The sequence below is a fragment of the Mycoplasma sp. 3398 genome, from assembly GCF_053851555.1.
The window spans coordinates 188,867-215,608 of sequence record NZ_JBSQAW010000001.1 but is presented as its reverse complement, the minus strand read 5'-3'; the positions used below and the strand labels follow the sequence as shown (position 1 = coordinate 215,608).

Genomic DNA, 26,742 nt, shown 5'->3' with positions numbered 1-26,742 from the left:
TTTTTAGTTTTTGAATTTGCTTGCACTACTAAAATAACTTACAAACTTATTAATATTTTGAATTATTCTTATTCTTTTTTAAAAAAACATAAATCATTTTTTTATATTTTTCAACCTAAATCGTAATGCGTCAATAAATTACTATTTTTATTTTGCCTACGGAAATAATCGTATGTTGTTGCTCCACCTACAAAAGCGGCTACAAGGTATTCATTTCCTTTAACTTCTTGATGAGTTCTTGCATTATCTAATAAAGCAGCAACGGAAAAAATTCCATCTTTATTTGGATTTTCCTTAAATTTTGCAAAGCCAAATCCTGCAATAGTATCTACAGTTGCATATAAATCCTCTATACTTGTAAGTTTTTTATCTTTTTTAGCTAAACTAATTGCCTGATCAATTAAATTATGGTAATTGTCTAGCGGAAATTGATTTCATTTATGATTTTTAACATAAATGTCATTATATATTGGCCTTCATTGCGTAGCGGCGCTGAATATATCATTAGTGTCCTGCTGATTAAAATATCCAGTTTGATCGTTGCTAATTTGCACTCACATATGTGCAAATTGCGCTAGTGTTCTATCCGAACTATTTGATTCTGTATATGTATAATTATTTTGATACTTTGTTTCGCCGTTATTTTTAAATCCTTTAATAAAATCCTTTTCTTTAAATTTATTAATTAAATTAATATATTTAGGATTTAAAGATTTTTTTGCTTTACTAATAAGAATTTCGCCTATGAACTCAAGTGAATTGAGCACACTGTAAAGACGCTTTGATTCATAGTATCTGCTAAAAATAAATTCACGTTCAATTTGTTCTTCTTGTTGTACGTTAGAAGCTCTTTCAATCTTTTGTTTAAATTCCTTTATATATTGTTCTTCAGGAGCATTAAGAATTTGCTTCTTATTTTTTTCTGGATCAGAATTGCTTGTTTTTAACTGTTTTAATCTAGTTTCAACCCTTTGTACAATTAATTCTTTTCTAGCATTTGATATAATATTTTCTAATTTAGTTAAGGAATCAGCATCATCTAACATACCATTATATTTTGATTTTGAATCATTACTTTTTAGTTTACTAATCATTGTTTTTAAATCACTTAGTTTTCTTTGATATGATATTAGCTCAGGAATAATAACATTTTCAATTGTATTTTTATCAGGAGCTAATTGAACTCTTTGGTTAAAGATATTTAATACTGATTTAGGTATTCCGCTTTTATCAATTATTAAATAATCAATATATCCATGATATAAAGGAATTGTATAATCATTAAATTTCTTTAACTCCGCTGCACTATTAAATGTTCTTGCATCATTAACTAGCTCTTCATATCGTTTAATTCCATTAAGAACATTTTTGCTTAGTAAGCCCTTGTTGTCTCTTATATATTTTTCAAGATTCTCAGAACTACTTCAAAATCTCGTCAACTCTCTTTTATACTCTCGAAGATCATTTCTAATTTCTTCTAGCTGTGCTGCATCGCCTGCAGATGCAATCTTTTTAATATAAGCTTTTTCTACTAATAAATCGGTTTTAAATGAATCTTTTAGCAATCTAACCACTTCATTTGCCTTTTCTACAAATTGATTTAATTTATCAATATCATTTTCTTTTGTTATACCCAACTTATCCTTATAAGATTCACGAAGCTTAGACAATTCTTCATTTACTTGTTGACTATGAACTAATTCATTACCGCTTCCAACATCAGATGATTGTAAATCCGTAATTCTATTAATCTTTTCTAAAACCTGGTCAAATTTATTTATTTTAGCAAGTAATAATCTTAATTTTTCTGATGTATCAGCTTTTGAAAATTCTTCATTTCAAACGGATGTTTTGGATGCTACATCAATATTTTGAATTTTAGTCTTAATATTATTAACCAATTCATTGAGATTATTTAGTTCGCTTTCTAATGCTTGCACTTCTTGATGATTATTAATTTTAGTACTTATTTTTGTAAAACTATTAACCAAAATATTCTTTAAGTTATTCTTTGAATTCAAGGAGTTTGCTTGATTATGGTTATCATTAGGTAAAGCTAATTTATCAATGAAATTATTGTAATTCGCCTTAACTGCTTCAATATAAATTAAAGCAACTTGTTGCATCCTATTTTCGTCTGGAAAGCCATTTATAGCATCGATTCTTGCTATAAACACTTTTTTAGAATCACCTAAATGTTTGAAAGTGTTGATATGATTTTTAGCTAATACTTTCATTGTTAGCAATAATTGTTTTTCTAATTCACTAACCGTATGGTCAGAAGATTTAGGGTGGGTTCTATTAAATCTTGCTGCAAGATTCGTTTTATTTTGTGCTTCAAAATATTTTTCTAACACTTGCTTATAATAAGCAACTTTTTGACTTCAATCATCTGGAAAAGCAGTCTTTACTTGGAGTATAGTTGTTGCTTTATTTAATTCAGTTTTGATTGCTTGTTTTGCAAATGCATTATTTTCACTATATTGTAGTAAATCAACTTGCGGAGCCTTTTTGCTAATCTCATCATTAAGTTCGCTTAATTCAATTGCTTTATTTATAAATTGATCAATTGTATTTAAATTATCAACACCTACACTTAATACATTAATTGAATGTTGCGCCTCACTACTATTCTTATTTGGATAAGGAATATTATTAATAATTAATTTTAATTTACTCTTAAATTCAGATTTAATTTCATTTATCAAAGAGTTAGCTTCATCACCATCTTGGATAGCGTCAAGTTTTTTATTATATTGATCAAACCTTGTAGCATCTTTGTTATTAAGATTTTTATAGGCTTCAACTAACTCCTTAGATTCGTTATACTTAATTTTAAAATCATTAATTTGAACTATTATGTTTTGCATTGTTTGGATATCTAAAGCATTTGAAATTGTTTTATTAAATGTCGTTTTGTTACTATCCTTAGCAAATAAAGAAAGAATGTCTTTGGCAGTTTTCACTTTTTCATTAAATTGCTTAGCCTCATTTGTTATCCTAGTTATTTCACCATGATAATTTAAATAATCTATTCCTGCTTGTCTAAGCAAGATTATATATTTATTTTGTTGATTGATATTTAGAAAAATCAATTGCTTTACTTGTACAATTGCTTTTGCTCTTGCAATTTCAACTTCAATTTCATTTGCCAGTTGCGACGAAGTATCTGCTTCTTGCAATTTATCTAATCTCGTTTCAAAATCTCTAAGCTTAATTTCTTCTTTCTCATTTAGTGACTTATATTCGTTAAGTTTTAAAGTAGCATTGCTAAATTGATTTCTAAATTGTTCTATCTTATTCAACACATTTTGAATATTGCTTGCATTATTTGCATTTTCAATTTCCATCATTAATTTAGCTCTATTCCCAACCTTCCCAATTTGGGCTAGTTTATTTCTTGATTCAAGTACTTTTTCATTAAATATTTTAGCATCATTAACTTGGAGCTCAATTTGTTGCTTCGTAGTTGCTTTAAGAATTTCATCCCTATAATACTTATGAGCAGCCTGAGTTAGATTATCTTTGGCAATCAATAAATAATCAATAACACCATGATATAAAGGAACCACCTGTTCAATTATGCTCTGCAATTCATTTGGATTAGTTTGAGTTCTTATATGTTTAATGAATTCATCAAATGTTTTGAATTTTGTGCCGTCAATTATTCTTTCATTATCGGGCTTGGCAGCGTTTTCTAAAAGTTTGTCTCTATGATCAAAAATATAAAAACCGATATATGGGGATGTCTTTTTTCAAAATACATCCATTTTATTTTTAACTTCAGATGCATTATTCATTATGGTCTCAATTGAACCTATGCCAATAGCCTCTTTGATTTGCTTTAAAAATACTGACATCATTAATGTATCTCTTTTTACAAATAACATTTTTAACTTATCATATGCAGCCTTTACTTCACTAACAATAGATTTTAACTGCATTATTTCAGATTGATTATTAGCGCTAAAAATGTAGTTTAATAATTTTTCTCTTAAACCTACTATGTTTTGATTTACATCTAAAACATCTTCCGCCTTGCTACCGTAACTAATGTCAAATTCATTTTTTTCGAGATCAATAATGGATAAAATATCTCTTTGTAGCTCAACATACCACTTGATCTTATTTTTAAGTTCCTTTAGTTTTTCTAAGTTATCTGCTCTTGAAAACAAATCATTGTAGAACATTTTTTTGGTAATATCTGTTATCAAATTTATCAGGCTATTTAAGTCATCAACCTGCTCTTTATATTTCCTTAATTTATCATGCAAAATTGTGACTTCTTCATTGACCAAAATAACTTGATTTATCTTAAACGAATCAACTAATTGAGTTTTAATTGTTGCTTTTGATTGGGCGGAATTACTATCTTGTGGATAAGCAAGATTTTGAATAAATTCAATCGCATCATCAGCAATAGCTTTATTAATAATTTGATGCGGTTTTTCAAAAATATCTTGATCTATAGCAAAAATTATACCATCAACTAAGATATCATTAATTTGCTTATGCAATTGTTGTTTTTTACCTTCATCAGCTACTAATAAACTATCAATTTTAATCTTTGCTTGTTTTTTAAATTCGGTTATTAATAGTTGACAAAATTCTTGCAAACTCAAACCTTCGCTATCACTTGCGTTCTTTTGAGGATATGTATGACTTAATTTATTGGTTACAAAATAGGAATTAATACCAAAGTACTTCTCAGCCAATTTCTTGAGTGTTTTAATATGCTGATGTCAACTTTTAGGAAGAATTTGTTCTAATTCGGCAACTGAGGTTGCAGAATCAAAACCTTCCAAAATTTTAACTAGTGCATGCGAATTGCTTTCGCTATATTCAATGGTTTTTGCTAATTCTATCAATTCTTTGAGCTTAGTATCAAATGTTTGTATCTCTTGCTTCTTTATTGCAACTTCACTATTGTTATTTAAGGCTTGAACTTCATCCTTAATTTTTTTAATTGACTTAGCAACAAAATCATTATTTTTCTTAGGATAAGAAACCCGATCAATTAACTTAAATGTTTCTTCTTTTTTATTTTGTAACTTTGCAGATTCAACTACTAAATTAATGCCAATATCATTAGTTTTTTTATCTATTTCACTTTTATAGTCTTCTTTTTGTTTGACAGATAAATCAACTAAATTATCAATGACATCAGCTGCTTTGGCTCTAAGTAATTCTAATCTAATATTCTCAAGATTTTTTATGTCAGTAACACTATTAATTAACTTATTTATTTTATCTTTCCGAAAGGCATCTACAATCAGTGAAACCTCATTATTTATTGTGGTTATTTCATTTTTTAATAAATCTAAAATATCGTTAATAGGATACAAGCCCTCTTCGCTCTGAACAGAATCAATTTTTGCATTAAATAAATTTCTTGAATTCTGTGAAGTCGCATCATTAATAGGATACGGTATTTTTTGAATCTTTTGCTTGGAATTTTGTTTTTGAGCTTCAAATATTTTTGCATTAATATCAGTTAACTCTTGTTGTAAATCCAAAATATTTCCAGATATTTTTTGGGTTATTTCTTGTTTTTTAGTTTCCTTAACTAGATTATCTAAATCGGTTAATCCATCAATTAATTTATAGGCGGTTTCACGTTTTGCATTATATATATTTAGTTTTAAAAACTCTTCTTCTTGCTCATTGGTTAGAGAACTTAATTCATCAAGTAATTTTGCCTGATTTTCAACTGAAATAGGATACTTAATGCCTTCAATTAATTCCTTATATTTTTCTATCTTGCTTTTTAAATCATTATTAGCTAATTTATTTATTTGGTCTTTATTAATTGACTCATCTAATTTATCATTTAATTTCTTCTTAGCCAAACTAGGTTCCATTGGGTAAGAAAGAGAATTTATTCTATTTTTAGCGTTATTAATGGCTACTTCTAGTTCGCTAAGTTCCTTTAGTTTTAAGTAATAACTATTTTCATTTATTATATTGCTTAGTTGTGATTTTAAAATAATTTTAGCTTTGGCGTTACTTAAAGGATAAGGTAATTTGTCAATCTTAGCAACAAGATCAATTATGTAGGCTTCATTTAAAACCGCAACCATTTCATTGTATGATTTGTTATCTAATTTTTTGATTAATTCAGAAGATTTTGTTGTCTTGTCAAGATTAGATAAAGCTTTGATTTTTTGTATTATTTCTTGTTTATCTTCTTGTAATGCTTGATTAATTTTTTTGTTAAATATTTCAAATTTATTTGATTCATCAGCCTTATTAAATTCTATATTTAAATTATCTAAATGCTTAGGATTTATTTTTTCCAAAATTCCTTTAGAATTAAAAATATTTTTCTCAATATCTTCCAGTTCTCGTGCTCATTTATTATTTAATAAATTTGTATCATTAGACATAGTACTAAAATCAACTTCAATCTTTTTAATAATTGAAGTAATTGCTTCAGATTGTTCTGATTTAACTGATGGGTATTCTAATCCTTTAGCTTTTTCAATTAAATTTTGTTTCCGAGATTGACGATATTGAGACTCATTTTCATTTTTTGCTGCATTAATGTTTTTCAACAAATTATCAAAGTTATTTCCATCAACAGATCTATTTAATTCCTCCTTTAAAGCTTGTTTTCTTTGCGCTATATTATTTTTTAATGGACTTTTATCTAAACTATCAATTGCTTCCTTTGCCTTTTTAATTTTTTCTGGAATTGATTTAATTAGATTTTCTAGTACTTCAATTTCATTACTATTTTTAGCTAAATCAATCTTCGAATTCAATATGATAGTTGCAGGGGCTGGCTGAGGAGTATCCTTATAATAATCAAGTTCTAAAATTTGTTTTTTTAACTTATATTTAGCAATCTCGACCTCAACTTTTTCAAGATCACTTTTATTAATTATTGTGGTAATTAACTTTTTAAGTTCAAATTTAACATTATTTACATCAATAACATCTTGCAAACTTAAAGAATCAATTAAGTCTCTAGCCTTATGAAGTTCGGCAACAAAATCTTTAGTTTGCTCCTTAATTTGATTATAAGAATTATCATCAATAACTATTTGATCAATAACATTATCGAATTGAGCTTTTGTTGTATTAAAATTATTTTTAATCGATACATCTAAATTACTATCATTAACATAGTCGCTCATTGAAATTAGTTTCTTAATTTCTTCTTTTTTATCTTTTAACCTTGCCTCATTGACTATCTTTTTTATATTTTCATAGTCATCATTAGCCTCTATTCTAGCATTAAATGCACTAACTAATTCTTGGCTTAAATTGGTTAACTTAGTTATTTCTGCCTTCGCCTCGACCACATCGCTAGCATGTGCATTAGCAATCTTTTTAATTAATTCATTAAATTCTTGATCGGTGTAAGAATCTCTTAATTTGTTTCAAAGTTCTAATTGATTCTTTTTTGATATTTTATTAATAGCTTGTTTGCTTGATTCAATGTTAATTGTTATATTAATGATTTTGTTATCTATTTCAGTAATTTTTTCAGAAATTCCAACACCATTCGAATCAGTATAATAACTTTTAATCTTGGAAATAGCTGGGGCATCATTGCTTCCGATGTTAAAAACGCCATCGCTTTTTGGATATGGGAGAGATTCTACCCTATTATCAAGCGCTAATTTATTTGATTGGTTATCAAGTGCATTTTGAACCAAAGTATTTAAATTGGCAAATTCTTCATCTGTATTTGCTTCATCAAATTTTTCTTTTATTTCATTAGAAATTACTAGCAAATTAGATAGTTTTGTATTAACAATAGCAATATTTCTTTTTATTTTTTCGATTATAGATTGGTAATTGATTACTTGTTGCAAATCTTGTAAGGCTTCAATTTGAGAAATTATTTCAAGAACTGCTGGGGCTTTATCCTTATGCGGATATTCAAATTTCTTGACCTCGTTAATTAATTTATTTTTTTGATTTTGCAACTTAGCGTTTATTACTACTTTTTGAATTTCATCATATGTTTTAAAAGTACTATCATTTATTTTTTCTTTAAACTCTTTAGATTGGTCAGATGTCAATAAATTAAGTTTTTCTATTTCGGCAATTGCCTCATTTTTATCCTCATTTTTAGCATCTTGAATTATTCTTTTAAGTTCATCAAATTCATTATTATTTGGAGGTAAAAAATTAGAGTTATCAAGTTTATTGTTTAAACGTGTCTGTTTTTGCGGATTTACTTTTTTAATATCATCCTTATAGCGATTTATTTTATCAGCTAAACTATTAATTATTGAAGCTATATTTTTAATTTTTTCTAATTTTTGATTTTGACCTAATGTAGAATCATTTTCAATATTATTTATCTCATTAATCATTTCTTTTATTGCAGGAGCATCTTTACCAGAAGGATAAGGAAGCCTATTAATCTCAGATTTAATAATTTCAATCTCGTCCCCTGCTTCCAAGGCAATAATAAGCTCTGAGTCAACAATAATTTTCTTTATTTCATCCAATGCGATATCTAAGGCTTTATTAATTTTCTTAACTAAATCATTTTGTTTTTCGCGTTGGCCAACATCTTTAATTTTATTGTTAATCAAATATGCTTTGATTTTTTCTAGTATAACATTTAGCTGATAAATATTCGCAGCTTCATTTATTTCATCATTTATAGAGTCGCTTAATTGCATACTAAAACTTAATGAGCCAAGTTCATTTATTAGATGCTTTTTCATATCATTAAATAATTTCAATGCTTCAATTTCGATATTTTTATACTCATCCTGCGTAGTATTTTCAGCATTAATTTTCTCTTTAAAAACATGATATTGTGAAGAATTATATGATTTTGAAACACTCATTAATGCTTCATTCTTTGCCTTTTCTAATATAGATTGGGCCTCGGTTATAATGTTATGTAGGTCATTTTCAGTGCTTGATTTATTAGCAATTATGGATTCGAAATTAGACTTTTTGTCACTTTGTGCAAGACGCATAACTATTTCTGAAGCAACTTTTTTCAAATCTTCTGTATTTGCTAATAATGCATCAATATCTTTTTCTATCTTTTTGATTTCATTCTCTGTTTCTGCTTTAATTAATTCACTATTAAACTTATCCCTTGTTGTTGAATTTTCTATTTTATCGGCCTTATGTTGAACACGATCCTTAAAATCCTTAATATAAGTATTTATTTGATTAATAACATCAAAAATTTGTGAAGGATTATGAATTTCGGTATTTAATTTTTGTTCTATAGCAGTCTTGAAATTTGAAATATTTAGTCTTTTAATTAAATCCTTAGCTTCTGCTTGCAAAATAGAAAGAGCTATTGTATCGTTTACTACAACCATAACTTCATCTAAATTTTTATTATCTAAATTGTTTACCTTATTAACTAATTCTTCGATCATAGGAGATAAAATTGAACTATCATTAATTTTCTGTATCAAGGAACTATTAATTATTTTGATAAAATCAGCTTTATTTTCAAACTCTAAAGCCTGAAAGAATTTATCTTTAATATCAGTTATTTGCTTAAGATCAAAATTATCGCTTTTTAACAAGGCGCCATACATTTTTTTTATATATTGATCGGATACTCTTGATAACAAAAATTGAGCTTCATTTTTATTAATTTTCTTTGCTCTGTCAAATGTATTAAACACTTTTTCAAAAAATATTTCATTTTCTACTGTCTTAATTAAGGCTTCAATTTCATTTTGATTTATTGCCTTATTTTGCTTGTTATAAAAATAGTTTTTCGTTCTTGCAACAATCAATTTTGATACAAGGTCCAAAAGTTTTTTCTTTTTATCATTCAATATTTTTTCAATCTTTTTATTGATATCGTTAAGCTGTTCAATTGTCGTTGAATCCTTTGCTTTTTTAACCAAATTATTTCTTTCTAATCCGTAAGATAGGGCTGAAAGAGTATCCAGTGTGGCTATTTTTTGTTTAATAAGTTCGATGTAATTTAATGATTTTGTATCCTTGATTTTATTAATTAAGTCTGCCTTTTCTTCACTACTAAAATTAGAATTTTTCGTTATTTCTTCAATTAAATCCTCCTTAATTTTTTCAAACGTTCCCTGCTCACCACGTTTAGCAAGATATAACAAAATATTAGATTTTAGTCTAGCTAAATCTTCATTATTTGCTACTTTATCTAGTTCTATATAAAATTCTTTAGCTTTATTTTTATCGATTAGAACAACCTTCTTAATTAACAAAATAATTTCATTTTCATATTTTATAAAGTCCACAACTTCTTTCTTTGTGTAGATTTTTTGTTCTAATGAATTAATTTCATCTGCTTTATTTTTTTCAATATTTTTAAGAGATTTTGAAACTATCTTATCAGCAAGATTTTTTATTTCTTCTATATCCTTTTTGTTTTCTGCTATTACCTTATTAATCAGTAAAGCAATCTTTTCTTGATTTTGTTTTGTATACTTATTGAAATAAGCATTTTTTAGAAATGCTTGCACTTCAATTTTAAGAGAGCTATCATTATATAAAGAATCGGATTGTTTTTTTAATATGTCCTTTAAGTAAAAATAGTTTTGTTTTAAATCCAATTGATTTTTTAAATGCGAATCCAAAAGAATATATGTTCACGTCCCAGCAGTCATTAATGTTGCCGATCCAGCCATTGCATATAATACATTACGTCTTTTTTTATTCAAATTTTTAGCCATATATCACCTCTATAATATACTAAGTATTATATATATATATATATATATATTGCTTAGATAAAAACTTTTTTATGATAAAAATCAGCAAAAACAACAAAAAACATATTTTTTGGTTTTTATTCTTTTTATGAACATTTTATTATTTATATAGCATAGACATCAAAAAATAAGCACTATATTTTCATTTATAAAAAAATAAAATTTTAGAAATGAAAAACAAAAAACCATCTTAATTAAGAGGTTTTTTGTTTACATGCTAAGATTGTTTTGGTATATTTGCCTTGCTTTTTAATTCTTTTTTTCTTGCTTCAAATCGTTTTTAGATTCTATTGTTTCAAATGAAAATTTCACTAAAAATTTTACCTTATCTATTATTCCGTTTTTATTGATAACATTTATTTTGAAAATAAAGTCTTCATTCTTAATTTCTTTTTTTGCCACAACATTTCTAAAGTATTCGTGTATTTTAGAAAATAATGTCTTTATTTCAAAACCAGTAACATTCTTCTTATTTTCAATAAAAAATGTTTTATTGTTCATAGTAAAATAATATGAAATAGCTAGCTTTAAACTAGTTAATTGTTGAATAAAATATTTAAAATCAATGTCATATTTATTTTTATCTTTAAATTTTTTAAACTCATCTTGCAGCTTCACCACTGCAATTTCCTTATCGGAATTTTTATCTAAAGCAAACACAAATTTCTTATTATCAAAATAACTATCTAAATTATAGCCAGTCTTATAAAACGAGTAGTTTGTCAAAAGATGAACTCCATATTCTCCATTTTGATTCGATATTTCAACTTTCTTGTCCAAATCAAACAATTCGCTTGCTGGTATTTCCTTTTCAAGCACAAATGTTGAAATTGTGTTGTTTTCAGATTTTTCGCTCTTTTCGAATTTAACATCACGTTCGCTATCATATAAGTAATTTACGCTTCTCGACTGATTTGTTGAATAAAATATCGAAACACCAGAAATTACACCAATTGATGCAATTATTCCACAATACATAAAAATAGTTGTCAATAGTTTTTTAATATTCTTTTTAGGTTTTGCCGATAAAGAATTATTCATATCACCTTTAGACTCGATTTTTTTGTTATTCTTTCTCATTAACTACTCCTATATATGTTTTAGCTCTTATCTTCAATTAAAATTTCTTTAATTCTATTAGCTATATTTCTAACTAATTTATCATCATTATTTAAAACCTTATTTTGCAAATAATGAACAAATAATGCCATAATACGATATCTATAAAAATCTAGTGGTTTATGTTTATTATATGATCGTCAAAATTGTTCCTCAATATTTTTATTAACTTTTAAATTTTCAAACATAAATGCAATATCTAAATATCTAGAACTGCGATAAGCGATTGATCAGTCAATCACATAAATACCTTGGTTATCGTCTCATAAAATATTTTCAAAATTAAGATTATTATGACAATTTGCATCAATCTCAATTTCTTTTATTCAGTTTACAATCTGAGAGATGAGATCATTACTACCAATTTCAATAACTAAATCTTTTTTATTTACATTATCCAAATATCACTTTATTTTTTCATACAATATGTAGTTAGGGAATTGAACATTTGAATCATGATAGGTTCTCATAATTTTAGCCAATATCTTAATAGTTCTATGAGTTAATTGAAATTTATCCTTTCTAGTTAGCCATCTTCAAATAATTTTATTCTCATCTTCATAAATAAAAGTTGGAACAAAATAAAAATCTTCAATTGTCTTAATTTTAAGACGGTTATCAAATTGATTGTGGTGCTTATGCACAATAAATTTGTTGTTAATTATTGAGGTTCTAGTTTTATATACATTTAGGGACTCAGGAATTATATCCTTATTAATTGTTAAATAACGATAATCACTCTTATATTCTGCCTCGCGGTATGTATTAACCAAATATATGTAATCATCAAAAACATCCTTGTCTAAATTAAAATAGTCAATAATCATTTTTTTATCAATTCCAATGTTAATGTGCAGTAGTACAAAATCAAAATATGGGGAGTTAAGAGATACACTATCCATATCCACCAACTTAACAAAGTTATACTTGTTAACTATAATATTATGTTTTTGGATATTGTTATGGCTCAAAACCTGTTCTTCATTTTTGTACTTATGAAGCAATTCATGATATTTTTTGTCTTGAATAATAAACTTATTTCAATTAAATTTTTGCACCTCAATATTACACTCATGAAAACTCTTTACACAATTAAATATTGAATAAATAGTGACCTTTTTAAATTTTATATGAAATAAATCTTCACCCGGAAATCATTTTTTTATATATATTCCGTCTTTAGCAAAAATATAATCCTTAAAATGTTTAATAACAATAAATTCATTCTCACATTCAGCATCAAATTTATGTTTAGGTATTCTTATTTGTACTCAAAGATTATTATACTTAGCAATAAAATATGTCTTATTTAATTCATGACGATAAAAACGGACATGGGAAATTCTCTTTGCAACTTCTTCATCAAAAGTAGTTCTAATCATTTCAAACATTCTTTCAATTTCAAACAAATGCGAGTTATCAATAATATGATTGTTTTTTTCTTCTAAATACATAGATCTTCTTTATAAATTTGCCTTATATTCTTTATCATATTCAACTATTAACTTATCAACCCTATCTAGATAAAGTTTGTCATCAAATGGTTTTATTGCATGTTTATTTATTCATAAAACAATTAATGCATTAACTATAATTTTATGAGCAAGTAAATATTTATGTTCAAAATCATCTCCATAAGCATCCAAAAATATTTTTTCCTGTTCCTTGCTAAGATTTGATGATTCAATAAAATATGCTAAATCAAAATGTACATCGCCCATTGTTGCATACTCTCAATCTGTTATAAATATCCCTTTTTCATTGTCGATAAAGTTAAATAATCATAAATCATTATGAACAGGAGCTGAATTATCAATATTTTTTAAAAATAAGTTAATTTTTTTGTAATGTTTGTCTAAAATTGGAATTTTACGTCCTAACTTAGATATTGTTTCGCGATAAACCTTAAACCTTCTAGCTATTTGATTTTCCTTATAAAACTTTAATTTCGAATTATGAAGAGTAATCAATTTATTACCTATCTCTTTTAATTGTTCATTTGTTAATGTATTTGGATTTAGGATATCTCCTGGAATTCATTCATTAATAACCATGGTTTCATCTTCGGATATTGTTTTAGGAACAAAACTAAAACAATTTAAAATACTATTAGGTGTCTTATGGTTGAAAGAATCAAACTTTTTTATTTTAATGAATTGTTTATTTTCTTCATCAAAATATGTGGTGTTGGTATATCCTTGATTTTTAACTAACTTCATTCTTATTCCTTAAAAATCAATATTAGATACATATTTAGCATTTTCTTCAATAAAGTCATGTCTTGGTTCAACTTCTTCACCCATTAGTGTTGTAAATACGCGGTCGCAAACAGCTACATCATTAATTTGTACCTGAAGCATTTTTCTAGCATCAGGATTCATAGTGGTTTCTCACAACTGTTCAGCGTCCATTTCTCCAAGCCCTTTATAGCGTTGTATAGAGATAGCTTTTCTATCATCAAATTTACTTAATATTTCTTCTTTTTGAGCATCGTTGTAGGCGTATTCAACTCTCTTTCCTGCAACTATTTTATATAGCGGAGGTAAGGCTATATATACAAAACCATATTCAATCAGCGGTTTTAAATAACGATAAAAGAAGGTTAAAAGCAATGTTGAAATATGAGCGCCATCAACGTCAGCGTCAGTCATAATAATAATTTTGTGATATTTTAGTTTATTAATATTAAAATCATGTCCAATACCAGTACCTAAAGCATGAATAATGGTCTGAATTTCTTGATTTGATAAAAATTTAACCTTATCATTTTTTTCAGCATTTATTACCTTCCCCCTTAAAGGCAGTATAGCTTGAATAGATCTATCCCTTCCGCCTTTCGCTGAGCCACCAGCAGAATTCCCTTCGACAATAAATAATTCTCTTATTTCCGCATTCTTAGATGAACAGTCGGCAAGTTTCCCAGGAAGACCGCTAAATTCCAACCCATCTTTTTTTCTTGAAGCTTCCTTGGCAGCATTAGCAGCTAATCTAGCACGTTGTGATTGCAAACATTTGTTAATAATATTTTTAGCAATATTAGGATTTTCAGCTAAATATCTTTCTAAAGACTCTGAAACGACTTTGTTCGTTGCATAACGTGCATTTGCTGAGCCAAATTTTGATTTTGTTTGACCATCAAAAACAGGATCACTATGCTTAATGGAAATAACTGCAATAAGTCCTTCTTTAGAATCCTCTTTGCTTATTTTTTCATTTCCCTTAAACAATCTATTTTCCTCAGCATATTTATTAAAGATTCTTACTATAGAATCATAAAACCCATTTTCATGTGTCCCGCCCTCAGTAGTTTGAATATTATTAGCATATGAAATAACTGTTGATTGATAGGCTTCATTATATTGAAAAGCAACCTCTACTAAAATTTCAACTTGCTTTGGCGGTTTGTTATTAGCAATCTGCTCCTCAGTTGGTTTGTCAACATCACTAAATGTGCCTAAGGCATAAATAACTTCTGGGTTTATAGTCTTTTTACCTTTATTAAGTTCTTTGACGTAGTCAACAATACCTCCATCAAAACAAAAAGTTTTTTTAGTATCTTTTGTTAAATCAATTAGGTTAAACATAAGGCTCTTATTCAAATAAGCCACCTGCTTAATATGATCGCTAATAGTACTAAAATCAAAATCTATTTTATCCATAACTGTATAATCAGGATGGAATTTAATTCTTGTGCCAGTTTCACCGATAGGTACTTCACCAATAACTCTTAAATCATCAATGGGTTTTCCACCATTTTCGTATTTTTGATAATGTAATTTACCTGCTCTTTTTACTCAAACTTCAAAAGAATCACTTAAAGCATTAACCACAGAAGCTCCAACACCGTGTAATCCACCACTAACTTTATAGTTGCTTGAGTCAAACTTTCCGCCAGCATGCAAAACTGTTAAGATTGTTTCAACAGCAGATTTTTGTGTTGAAGGATGGATGTCGACAGGCATGCCACGTCCATTATCCTCAATCTCAATAAAATTATCCTTATGCAAAGTAACGCTTATCTCAGTAGCATAACCAGCCATTGCCTCATCAACCGAGTTATCTAAAATTTCTCAAATAAGATGATGAATTCCTCTATAGCCGGTTGAGCCAATATACATTCCTGGTCTAACACGTACAGGATCTAACCCTTCAAGAACTTGAATATCACTAGCAACATATTTTTTTTCCTCAGGCATTTTTTCTCCTTACAATATAATTGCTTTGCAATTATAATAAATAAATTATATCAAAAAGTCATGAAAAAATGGTTTTATGTAAGCATGGTTAATATTAATAAATGTAAAATTTTCTAATTAATATGTTGTTCCGCCTAACAAGTGATATTTTTCTTTTCATTTTAAGGAATAAAATGCAAATAAACACAACTTTATTAATATATTTTTTAGTATTCTAATATACAAAAACATCAGTAACTACAATTTTTAACATATCTCTATCTTTACATAATCAACAAGTGCAAAATTTAAATCCTTTTCTTCTCCTACTTTTCGTAAATTGTTATTATTTTTTAGTTCTTGGCCTTTTTGAAACCAGTTCCTTTTTTAGGACTTTGCCACTTTTTATATTAAATTACCTTTTGCTAAAATATATATTTTTTACATATTTTTTTATATTTTAAAGCTGCTAGCTTCTTTTAAATACCGCTTTTAAATGCCATGGGCGCAATCCCTTATTTGTTTAAAAAGATCTAATCTGTTCTTTTATATTTGGCTATCGCACATGATTAAATTTAATTTTAAAAAATCCGGGCACAAGTGTGTCTGGATTTTTTGACCGTGTTTGATTTGTTTTGATATTTTTATTATTTAAATGCACCTGTTAAACTGCTAGTATCAACATCTTGTCTTTCTACTTCACTGGCTTGAAATAGTGGTTGGTTATAAATATTGTTCTTATTAGCAACAATGTTTGTTCAAAATTTATAAATTTCAGCATTAAAACTTCTTGCTTGAGCATTATAGTTTCTAATAGTTGCATAAATTTCATCTTCTTGAATAGCAATTTCGGTTTGAAATTGAAGATATGATCTATCAGCTTTTAGATTTGGATATTGTTCAATTTGAATATTAATTGCTCTTTGAACTGAATTTAACGTATCTGATACTTTTGCAACGTCTTTTTCTCCCTCTATGTCAACTAATTGTGAACGTAGTTTAATTATTTCTTTCTGAGTTGATTGTTCATATTCGGCATATCCTTTAACAACATCAAGTTGTTTAATCAATGTTGCTCTTCTTTTCTTTTCAGCCGCTTGAATAAGAGAAGATGCCTCTTGAATTCTATTCATTCTTTCAAGTAGTTCATTTCTTTTGCGAATGGCAACTAATAGTATTATTCCGATTGTTATAATACATAAAATTATAAATAACGTTCTTTCACCTTTAGTTGGTTGTGGAATTTTGATTGAATTATCAACATTAGGCTTAAACCCTTCATTTGATTGAGGTGTTCTTGAATCAAATAGCATATGGCCTCCTTTATGATTAAATAATTATACTATCTAAACATAGCAAAAATTTTATTTATCTCATCTTCACTAATTTTTTCGTTTATATAAATATATGTACCGTTACTATCAATTGATATTTTATAATCTTTATTAGCAATAAGCGATTTTTTTATTCTGTTAACAAACAAAAGACAATCATCTAGTTCATCACTTCTATTATTATGCAAGTTCTTATTAAAGGCTAAATATTTATCTGTATATTTCGCTGCATCCATAAATGAATTTGAAATTGAATTTTCTCGAAACAGATCACCATATGATACAAAATCATTATCTTCGTTTAAGGAAACAGAAGGAATTCAAATAATAAATTTTTCTTCTGTAAATAAATGAAACCTTTCAAATGGCACCTTAATAATAATCCCACTTTTATATACTTCATCAATAAGTTGCTCTTTTCAATATGAATCAATACTAATCTTTAAAATAAGGGCATTTGAGTGCTTTATTCCAGTATCTTTCTTATATTCTCTATCAATAATTTGTTCTACATATTTAACATATAATTCACGAGCATTATCTTTTGTTTTCATTGAAAACTTATTTCCAGTAATTGCTTTATTAATTACATCAAAATAATTAAAAAAGTCTGTTTTATCCTCACTAACACTAGCATCTTCATAAACATAATCGGATAAATATCTCTCGCCCCGTTTTTCATATTTTTCTGATGCAATATTTGGATTTAAGTATGCCTTAGTTATTGCCTTAAATACAGGTATTAAATTATTTGCAATGATTAAAAGCATTCTTGAATATATGTCGCCAATAGTAATCAGATTATTTAAATCAAATAAAAATCCCATCCAATTATGCAATGAGGAATAACCGATTTTTTCCTCATTATAAACTCTTGAAAGCAATATATTATTTTTATACTTACTAAATAACGGTCCTGGATAACCAAAATATTGCGCATAGTTAATAAAATTTTCTTGCGTTTTAACCTTAAAATAGTCTATAAAACCAATTTGATTATCATAATTAAAATTGTAATTTTGATAAAATTCCGGTCTTTCGAGTAAAAATTCTCCTTTTCTAAAAAGCTTATTATATTCTTTCTCGTTTAAATATTCTCGAGTCTCAATAAAGCTTAGATCAGGACGATAATTTGTTGGAATATTTAAGGTATGCATGGGCACTATAAATGGTGTAGGCTCTGTATGATAGGCATAAACAGCTTCTTCTACTCACGAGTCCTTAGTCCTAACAGTAATATATCCAACACCTCGTGTTACAACATCTCTTCATTCTTCAATGTTATATAAAACATCATAAAAATAAGAATTTCTAACTTTATATTTTTCTATCGCACTAAAACCGTAAAAGTCATCTCTATTAAAAATAGGACTAAATTCCTTTTCACAAATTCCATATATTTTTTTAATATCCATTAGTGCTAAAACTTTATTTTTTCATTCCAACATTGAATACTTATTAAAAATTGTTGCTAGTATACTATTATTTTCATTTATTTTTGTTTGAATAATAGATAGCTTTTTACTTTTAAATTCTTTGAAATCTTTAATAGTTTTTTTATTATTATTAAAGATACGGATAAAAAATAAACCTATTATTAAAAAGAAAAGAAAAATTATCAAACCATTAACAAATTTCCTAGAATTAATTTTGTTTTCCTTCTTGTTCTTGATAATTTCTTGCTCTAGTTCTTTTATTTTATTAATATTTTCATCAACAATTTTAATTTCGTTTTCATTATTCTTATAGACTTCTTCCTCAAAAATTTTATCAAGAGCTGGCTTAATATTAAATGCTAATGGTTCGTATAAAGTATTAATCTGGTTGGAAAAAATTTTATTTCAGTCTATTTTCTTGAATTTGTTTTGTTCCAAAGTACTTGCATTCATATCTTAATTATTCCTTAAAATAGATCTTCTTTATCTTTTATCAAAGTAAAGTTTTGTTTTGGCTTTTCATATTGCTTCTTATTATTAAAAGCACTATTAATTTTAAAATCTTTCTTTTTTTCAATGCCTAGATCATCCTGATCAAAAATATTTTCTTTTTTATTAACTTCCTCATTTTTTAAAACAACAGATTCTTCTTGTTTATCAATCAATATTTTTTGTTGCTCATCAATTTTTTTTAGGCCCGCCGGATTAATATCCAAATCACCAGAATTTAGAGTACTAATGTTTTGCTCATCAATTAAGCCATTAGTAATATTTTCTCGATTTTGATCATCATACATTGAAGCTTCAAATTCCTGCGTGCTAAAATCAGGTTCATCTGGAATTATACATATACTATCAGCAGTTACCTCTCTCGAATCACTTAAGGCACTATCATCAAGAATGTATACTTCTTGACTTTGCGCTATTGATGTATCATCAATCAGTATTGTCTCCCTGGTGGCATTATCTTCAGAAAAAATATCTTTCTTATCTAAGTTAGCATTAAGATTATTTACTTCCATATCTCTTTTTAGCTTTTTATTTCTTGGTGATATTTTCTTCAATTTTGAATCACTAATAAAAAAGAAACATAAGCTAATTACCAAAATAATGATAGGAATGATAAACGATAAAACGATTCCAATCTTATTACCAGGAAAAGCCATCGCCACATATATAAATGAATTAATCAAACCTGCATTTCATTTATTTGGCAATCATAAATTTTGTTCATTCTTAAAATCAGAATACCATTTATCAAATATTGCTAAAAAAGCATTTTTAGAATTATATGGTGCCGGCTTCAATTTAGCATAGTAAATTGATGTACCCAATAAAATTAGCGCAATAAAAATAAACAAAAGCCGCCATAAGCTAAAATGGAAAACACCAACAGAATATGTGTTTTTCATTTTAAAGATATTCTTAATTGCTAAAAAAAACAAATATAGAAAAAAAATAGGAGAAAATAAACCAAAAAACATTCCAAAAGTGTATGTATGTATTGTCGTCAAGCCCTTAACATTTAAAAAAGATACAACAGTAAAAAACACAACTATAAAACATATCATAGTCCAAATAAAAGGTTTGTCTTTGGATCAAAAATATGTCTTTTTTCTTTTTATTTTTTTAGGAATTTGCTCTTGTTTTGTATCATTTTCAATATTTGCTTCTGATGCCATATTATCCTCTAAATTTCATATAAAGTTATAACAATCATTGGTTCTTTTGATAGCACCTTAAATATTTTTCTTTTTATACTTTTCCGTAATTTTTCCTGTATTTCTTTTAAATCAATATCATTAGCCTTTTTATCCTTAAATTCTTTGGAAACCATGTCATTAACAATTAAGGTAATAGTTTCTTTATTGTCTTTAGTGATTATCCCATAAGAAGAAATATGAAGTTGACCAATTGGTTGTTTGGTTTTATAATCAACTAAAGTGCTTATTGCAATAACTCCGTCTCTCGAAAGATTTTCTCGTTCATTAATTACTTCCTGAGAAATATCGCCAACGCCAAAACCGTCGATAATTGTATCTCCAACAGATTTAATAGAATGTTTTTGAGATATAAGCTCATTGTTTAAAAATTCTGCCACTTTACCATTTTGCAAAATTATACAATTGCCAAAATTCATCCCTGCATCACGCGCTACATGAGATGCAACCACTAAATAACGATAAAGTCCTTGTATAGGAATAAAATATTTTGGTTTTAATGTTTTGATTATATTGTATATATCTTCTTTAGCAGGATTACATGAATAATACTGATCTGAGCTTAATTCAATTAAATTTGGTGTGTTTCTGGCTATTTCATCTAATGTCAATGCGTAATTAACTTCAAGGCCATTTACAGGAGGCGCAATTATTATTACTGCATCATCAGATCTAAGTTTTAAATAAACGTCATTATTTGATGCGATTCTAATGAATCTTAAATATAGCCTTTCAATAGCGCCAGTAACAAGAATTACCGCATTCTTTGTTTCATTAGCAACACGATAATCAATGAATTCTGGTAATTGAAGATCTGGATTAATTTTTGATACTAAATTAATAAATTGTGAATAATTTCTTCCATATGTAACAACAGGACGATTATATCTTTTGGCTAGAACTAAAACTTCGTGTGCTGTTATCATATCTTCATCATACAAACCAACTATTATTCTCTTGTTATTGGGAGTTTCCTTGAATTTATATTCAATTTTTTTTGAAATTCAAAGTTTATCTATACTTCTTCCAGGGTAATTCGAATGCCCGGAATCTAAGATTAATAACTGCAATTTCTTTCCATTATTGATAATTTGTCTAATTTTAGGAACATCAGTTTTTCCATAAGGGCCCAAGTCTCCATCAACAAAATTTGCCATAAAGAGAATATTTCCATCCTTATATTCGAAGTTAAAACCTATTTGTCCAATCAATCCACCAGCTAGATCAAAAGGAGTAACAACTACATCATTAAATTCAATAGGCATGCTAATTGTTTTTACGTCATAACTATGATTATTGATATTATATTTTGAAATTCTATCCATAATAACAATACGATTAAATGGACTTGTATAAATTTTTAGGTTGGGAATTCTCATTAATAATCAAGGAATAGCAGAAAATGATTCATTTTTAACGTCGGTTATAAACACTCCAACAATATCTTTCTCTCTTTTCACAAGGTAATCATAATTACAAATTAAAGTATCAATCCCGTTATGCGAATTTATTGGCACCTTAGTTCCTGAATTAATAATAAAAAGTTTTTCATTAATCTCCAAAACATAAGAGTTTTTACCATTTTCATCCAATCCACCTAGTGCAAAAAAATTTATTTTGTTCATATTCCCCCATATCAAAATTATTCATTGAAATCTTATAAGAATTTAATTAAAATAATTTTAGCAACTTTTTTTATTTCTATAAGAAATTAAAAAAAATAAAGCGGTCTACGCTTTATTTAATTAGGAACTCGGCCCACACATAAGTATGATCCGAAAGCACAGAACCGTTTCGAATTTTTTCATCTTGACTAATTTCAATTCCCAATTTTGTTAATTCTTCAACAAGTTTGCTATCCTCTTTTGTTTTATAAATATCAAAGATGCCAGATTCTTCAAGTTTATAATCGGTTTTATAAAAAAGTTTATCATATGGTTCTGAGAATCTTTTGCTTGTACCAAGTGATGTGCTAAATTTGTCGGTGTCACCAAACACAGACTTATATTTTCCTTCAAGTGTACTAAAAACAAATGATTGTTTTCCGTGTTTTATATTAGTGTCTCCACCAAAGAAAATATTGCTTTGAGGTCCATCTATTGAATCAAAATAATCTAATACATTAACTAGTTGTTGGCCCTCTCTATATTCGAATGTTCCAACCCCTTTTTTTATTTTTTCACCGATTTTTTTATTTGATCTAGAAACCCCTGGAGCGTCAAAATGATCGAATACAAAAGTTAGTTTAACATCTGGTTTTAATTTATATTTAAATTTTATACCATAGGGAGGTCTAGCGTATTGGGCCTTTTCACTATTAGAATTAATAGTGAATTCTTGTGTATAACTATAGCCAATTTTGCCATTTGAAAATGCTTCTGGTTCCATCTCTTTTGTGTTATATATAACTGCTACATGCTCTGCAACATTAGGTCCAAATTTATCGCCTTTCAATTTCTCTGAAGCTATGTATGCATACATATTTGAACTTGATAATTTATTCATTTCATCAACAATATTTTTAACACCATCGGCATTATCAACCTCAGTTAGGCCCAAAACATCAAAATTTTCTTGTTTTGCTAGATAAGCAATTCTTTTGGTTTTCTTTTCTTGTTTTGTTAAATCACCCGTGAAATTTAAAATATTTCAATGTCCATATTTAACCTTATTGTCGCCACTTGGATCAGGTTGCAAAGGTTCTTTGTCTTTCTTTTCATCATCTTTATTATGCTCAGTTTCACCAGGATTCTTTGGTAGTGGAGTAGATGAAGAATCACTTGATCCATTATTTTGTTCTTTATTATCGTCGCCCTTATCTTGGCCAGGGTCCTTTGTATCCTTATTTCCTTCTTCTTTTTTTTCTTTTTCAGGATTTTGTTTTAAGTCCTGGTCATTATTTCCATTATCTTTTTCTTGGCTTTCCTTTTCTTCCGGCTTTTTGCTATGATCAACATCATTATTATTTTTATTACCGCAACTTGCAGCAATCAATGGCAACAACACAAGTGGTGATGCACATAGTGATAATAATATTTTCATCTTTTTGCTTTTATTTTTCATAATATAAATTTTACTACTTTATAAAAAATATCATCTAGGAGATATATAGTTTAGGTTTGCCCTCTTTTAAATTTGCAATATTTACTATAAAATTTTAAAAAAATAAAATTATAAATTTTTGTTTTTAATTTAAGCTATTTTTTATCAAAATCATAACCTAATTCAAATAACAAATCCTTTATTTCCTGAGCTTTTGCAAAATCTCATTTCTTTGAAGCTAGCTGCATCTCTCTAATTAATTCATTAATGTATGACTTTTTAGCCTTTAATTTATAATCATTACCAAATTTAGAATTCAAAATAAGATCAACATTAATTTTGGGAATCGGTTTAATAACTGTTTTTGGAATAATATTGTGTTCTTTGTTAAACTTTATTTGAATTTCTCTCTTTTTTAAATTATCATCTATAGTTTCTTTCATTGCTTCAGAAACTTTATCAGCAAAGAAAACTACTTTTCCATGGTCATTTCTTGCGGCTCTACCAACAATTTGAATAAGCGAAGATGTATCTCTTGAAAATCCGTTTAAATCAGCATCCAAAACAATAATTAAACTAACTTCAGGTAAATCAATGCCCTCTTTCAATAAATTAATTCCTATTACAACGTCGAACTTTCCCATGCGAAGGCCTGCTAGAATAGCATTTCTTTCAAAAATTTCTAATTCATGATGAATGTAAGCTGATTTAAATTTTTTTTCTTTTAAAAAATCCGAAAATTCTTCTGCGCTTTCTTTTGTCAAGGTTAATATTAATGTTCTTTCGTTTCTTTGAATCTGCGATTTTAGTAAATCATATATTTTGGCTTGTTGATTCTCTTTAAGCATAATCTCGATTTCTGGATCCAACAGCCCAGTTGGCCTAATAATCTGTGTAATAACCTCACCATTAGCATATTCAATTTCTCTTTTTTTGCTTGGTGTTGCAGACATATAAATGCGAGGAAAATCATACTCAAAAAATTCTTCATATTTTAATGGCCTATTATCAAGAGCAGATGGTAAACGGTAACCATATTCAACAAGAGTATCTTTTCTTGATTTATCGCCGAGATACATTCCTTCCAATTGCGGTAATAATAAGTGACTTTCATCGATGTAAATCACAGCATCCTTTGGCAAATAATCAAACATTGTATAAGGTTTTTGACCCGGCAGTCTACGATCAAGATATCTTGAATAATTTTCCATGCCTTTTGTATAACCAAAATCTTCAATAGAAGCAATGTCAGCATTAATACGCTCATTTAGCCTTTCATACTCAAGGAGTTTGTTATTCGATTTGAAAAAATCTAGCTGGCTAGATAATTCATCTTTAATCTCTGCAGATATCATTTGAATTCAATCTTTATTCATGATATAAGTGGTACATGGAAAAATGGTAGTACTGCTAATAATTTCAATAACATCCTTAGTTATAGAATTAATTATTTTAATACTCTCAATTATATTATTTTCATTAACTTCTATTCTTATTTGGCCATTATGCTTATAACCAGGGCATATTGTTAAGACAGAACCATATGCAGAAAATTCACCAAAATCAATATCAGGATAGATCTTTTTATTTTGATAGCCCATTTGTACTAATGAATATTTTATTTCCTTGATGCTTATGCCCATTCCGACATAAATATTTAATAAATATTTCTTGTACTCATGTGGATTAAAAGCGCCATAAATTGCTGCAACAGATGCGACAACAATAGTGTCCCTTCTATTGAGTAATGAATTAAAAGCTGAAATTCTCATTGATTCAATTTCTTTATTAATTGTAGACGACTTTTCAATAAACAAATTATCTTTAGGCAAATAAGATTCAGGACGATAATAATCAAAATATGAAACAAAGTACTCAACTTTATTTTCGGGAAATAGTTCTTTAAGTTCGTTATATAATTGGCTAGCTAAAGTTTTATTATGACTAATCACTAAAGCGGGTCTATTGCTATTTTGAATAACATTGGCCAAGGTGAATGTTTTACCAGACCCTGTAACGCCTAATAAAACTTGATGTTTTTTGCCCTCTTTTAACCCCTGAATTAATTTATCAATTGCTTGGGGTTGGTCGCCAGATGGCTTATAGTCAGAAACAAGTTTAAAATTCTTCATAATTTAAATTATATACTAAGCATATTTATCTATCAGAAACATCCCTTCTATATAAAATTATGATACAATTAGTTAATTATGAAGATAGCAAAAAAAATATTATTAACATTAACAAGTATTTCTGTTCCTTGCATCTCTACTGCTCTTGTTGTTTCGTGTTCGAGAGGCGAATCATTGAATGATTTTGCGAAAGCCTTCGTTTTAGGAACGGCTGGTAGAGAAAACTATAAAAAAGATACTAAAACACTAGATTTAAGCAAAACTAATCTAAAGGTTATTCCAGCTGGAGCCTTCTCAGGAAATTCATTACATGGTTTGTTTTTAAACACTAATGAGCAATCGCATGCAGCTCCTGAATTTCTTGCTGCACCAGGAATCTTTGATATTAAAAAAAATGAGATTAATATAGAAAAAATTATTCTTCCTAGCAGTTTAGAAATTATTGAAAAAGGTGCTTTTGCCAATTTAGGATTAAAAGAAATTCAATTTGATATTTCTTCAAATAACCTAACAAAAATTGAAGAGGAAGCTTTTGCAAACAATAGATTAACTAAAGTAGAACTACCATCATCAATTGCAGAAATAAATGAAAAAGCATTCTATAACAATCAAATAACTTCAATCAATATCGAAGCCGCGACAAGACTAAAAAAACTAAGTTTTGGTGTTCTCGCTAAAAATAAATTAACTCAAATAAATTTAAAGAACATTAACACTATTGAAGACTCGGCGTTGGCGCTAAATGAATTTAGAATGCTTAACTTACCAAAAAATGTTACTCGTGTTTCAGAAAAAATGTTTTTCTTCTTTGGAAAAAATAGTGATGCTCATAGCGTAGAATTAACCATTGAAAATGATACTGTTAAAAAACAACTAACTAACGCGCTTAAAGAAAACAATGATCTTCACTATTCAATCAAATAATTTTTGATCAGCTAATGGCTGATTTTTTTATTTATTTTTTTGTTTTTCGGATTAAAAACTATTTAATTATTCCGATTTTAAGCTAAAACCTATTATCTAAAATTAATTAGGCATAACTTTATTAAATATTTGATTTATTTAATCATAAGCATTAAAATTTTAATC

The 26,742-nt window shown here is 27.4% G+C and carries 12 protein-coding genes; 1 reads left to right on the top strand and 11 read right to left on the bottom strand.

Annotation, left to right across the window (positions count from 1 at the left end):
- Window positions 1-101: 101 nt before the first annotated feature.
- The 11 genes from ACWXVK_RS00760 to uvrB form a co-directional block, all read right to left on the bottom strand.
- Complete coding sequence (locus ACWXVK_RS00760; protein WP_456016922.1) at window positions 102-10,655, bottom strand: hypothetical protein; 10,554 nt, start codon at window positions 10,653-10,655, stop codon at window positions 102-104.
- A 288-nt stretch (window positions 10,656-10,943) separates the two neighbouring features.
- Window positions 10,944-11,774, bottom strand: coding sequence for a hypothetical protein (locus ACWXVK_RS00755; RefSeq protein ID WP_456016921.1), 831 nt, complete (start codon window positions 11,772-11,774; stop codon window positions 10,944-10,946).
- Window positions 11,775-11,794: 20 nt separating this feature from the next.
- Complete coding sequence (locus ACWXVK_RS00750; RefSeq protein ID WP_456012043.1) at window positions 11,795-13,267, bottom strand: hypothetical protein; 1,473 nt, start codon at window positions 13,265-13,267, stop codon at window positions 11,795-11,797.
- A 9-nt stretch (window positions 13,268-13,276) separates the two neighbouring features.
- A complete protein-coding gene (locus ACWXVK_RS00745) occupies window positions 13,277-14,032 on the bottom strand; it encodes a phosphotransferase family protein (RefSeq protein WP_444704915.1) in 756 nt (251 codons plus the stop codon).
- Between the two features lie 9 nt (window positions 14,033-14,041).
- Complete coding sequence (gene gyrB / locus ACWXVK_RS00740) at window positions 14,042-16,009, bottom strand: DNA topoisomerase (ATP-hydrolyzing) subunit B (protein WP_438340523.1); 1,968 nt, start codon at window positions 16,007-16,009, stop codon at window positions 14,042-14,044.
- A gap of 626 nt (window positions 16,010-16,635) precedes the next feature.
- On the bottom strand, window positions 16,636-17,301 hold the full coding sequence (locus ACWXVK_RS00735) for a LemA family protein (RefSeq protein WP_444704914.1): 666 nt from the start codon (window positions 17,299-17,301) through the stop codon (window positions 16,636-16,638).
- A gap of 29 nt (window positions 17,302-17,330) precedes the next feature.
- Window positions 17,331-19,211, bottom strand: a complete 1,881-nt coding sequence (locus tag ACWXVK_RS00730) for a hypothetical protein (RefSeq protein ID WP_456016919.1) — start codon at window positions 19,209-19,211, stop codon at window positions 17,331-17,333.
- Window positions 19,212-19,225: 14 nt separating this feature from the next.
- The gene (locus tag ACWXVK_RS00725) at window positions 19,226-20,170 is read right to left on the bottom strand and encodes a hypothetical protein (protein WP_456016917.1); all 945 of its coding nucleotides are present in this window, start codon (window positions 20,168-20,170) and stop codon (window positions 19,226-19,228) included.
- A 278-nt stretch (window positions 20,171-20,448) separates the two neighbouring features.
- Entirely contained in the window at window positions 20,449-22,104 is a 1,656-nt protein-coding gene (locus ACWXVK_RS00720; RefSeq protein WP_438340519.1) for a ribonuclease J, read from the bottom strand.
- 112 nt (window positions 22,105-22,216) lie between these two features.
- Window positions 22,217-23,542, bottom strand: a complete 1,326-nt coding sequence (locus tag ACWXVK_RS00715; protein WP_456016916.1) for an MnuA family membrane nuclease — start codon at window positions 23,540-23,542, stop codon at window positions 22,217-22,219.
- Between the two features lie 134 nt (window positions 23,543-23,676).
- Window positions 23,677-25,653, bottom strand: coding sequence for an excinuclease ABC subunit UvrB (uvrB, locus tag ACWXVK_RS00710; protein ID WP_438340517.1), 1,977 nt, complete (start codon window positions 25,651-25,653; stop codon window positions 23,677-23,679).
- A 78-nt stretch (window positions 25,654-25,731) separates the two neighbouring features.
- On the opposite strand from uvrB, the gene ACWXVK_RS00705 reads away from it, so the two are divergent.
- Window positions 25,732-26,577: a leucine-rich repeat protein gene (locus ACWXVK_RS00705; RefSeq protein ID WP_456016915.1), complete on the top strand. Its 846-nt coding sequence runs from the start codon at window positions 25,732-25,734 to the stop codon at window positions 26,575-26,577.
- Window positions 26,578-26,742 lie beyond the last annotated feature (165 nt).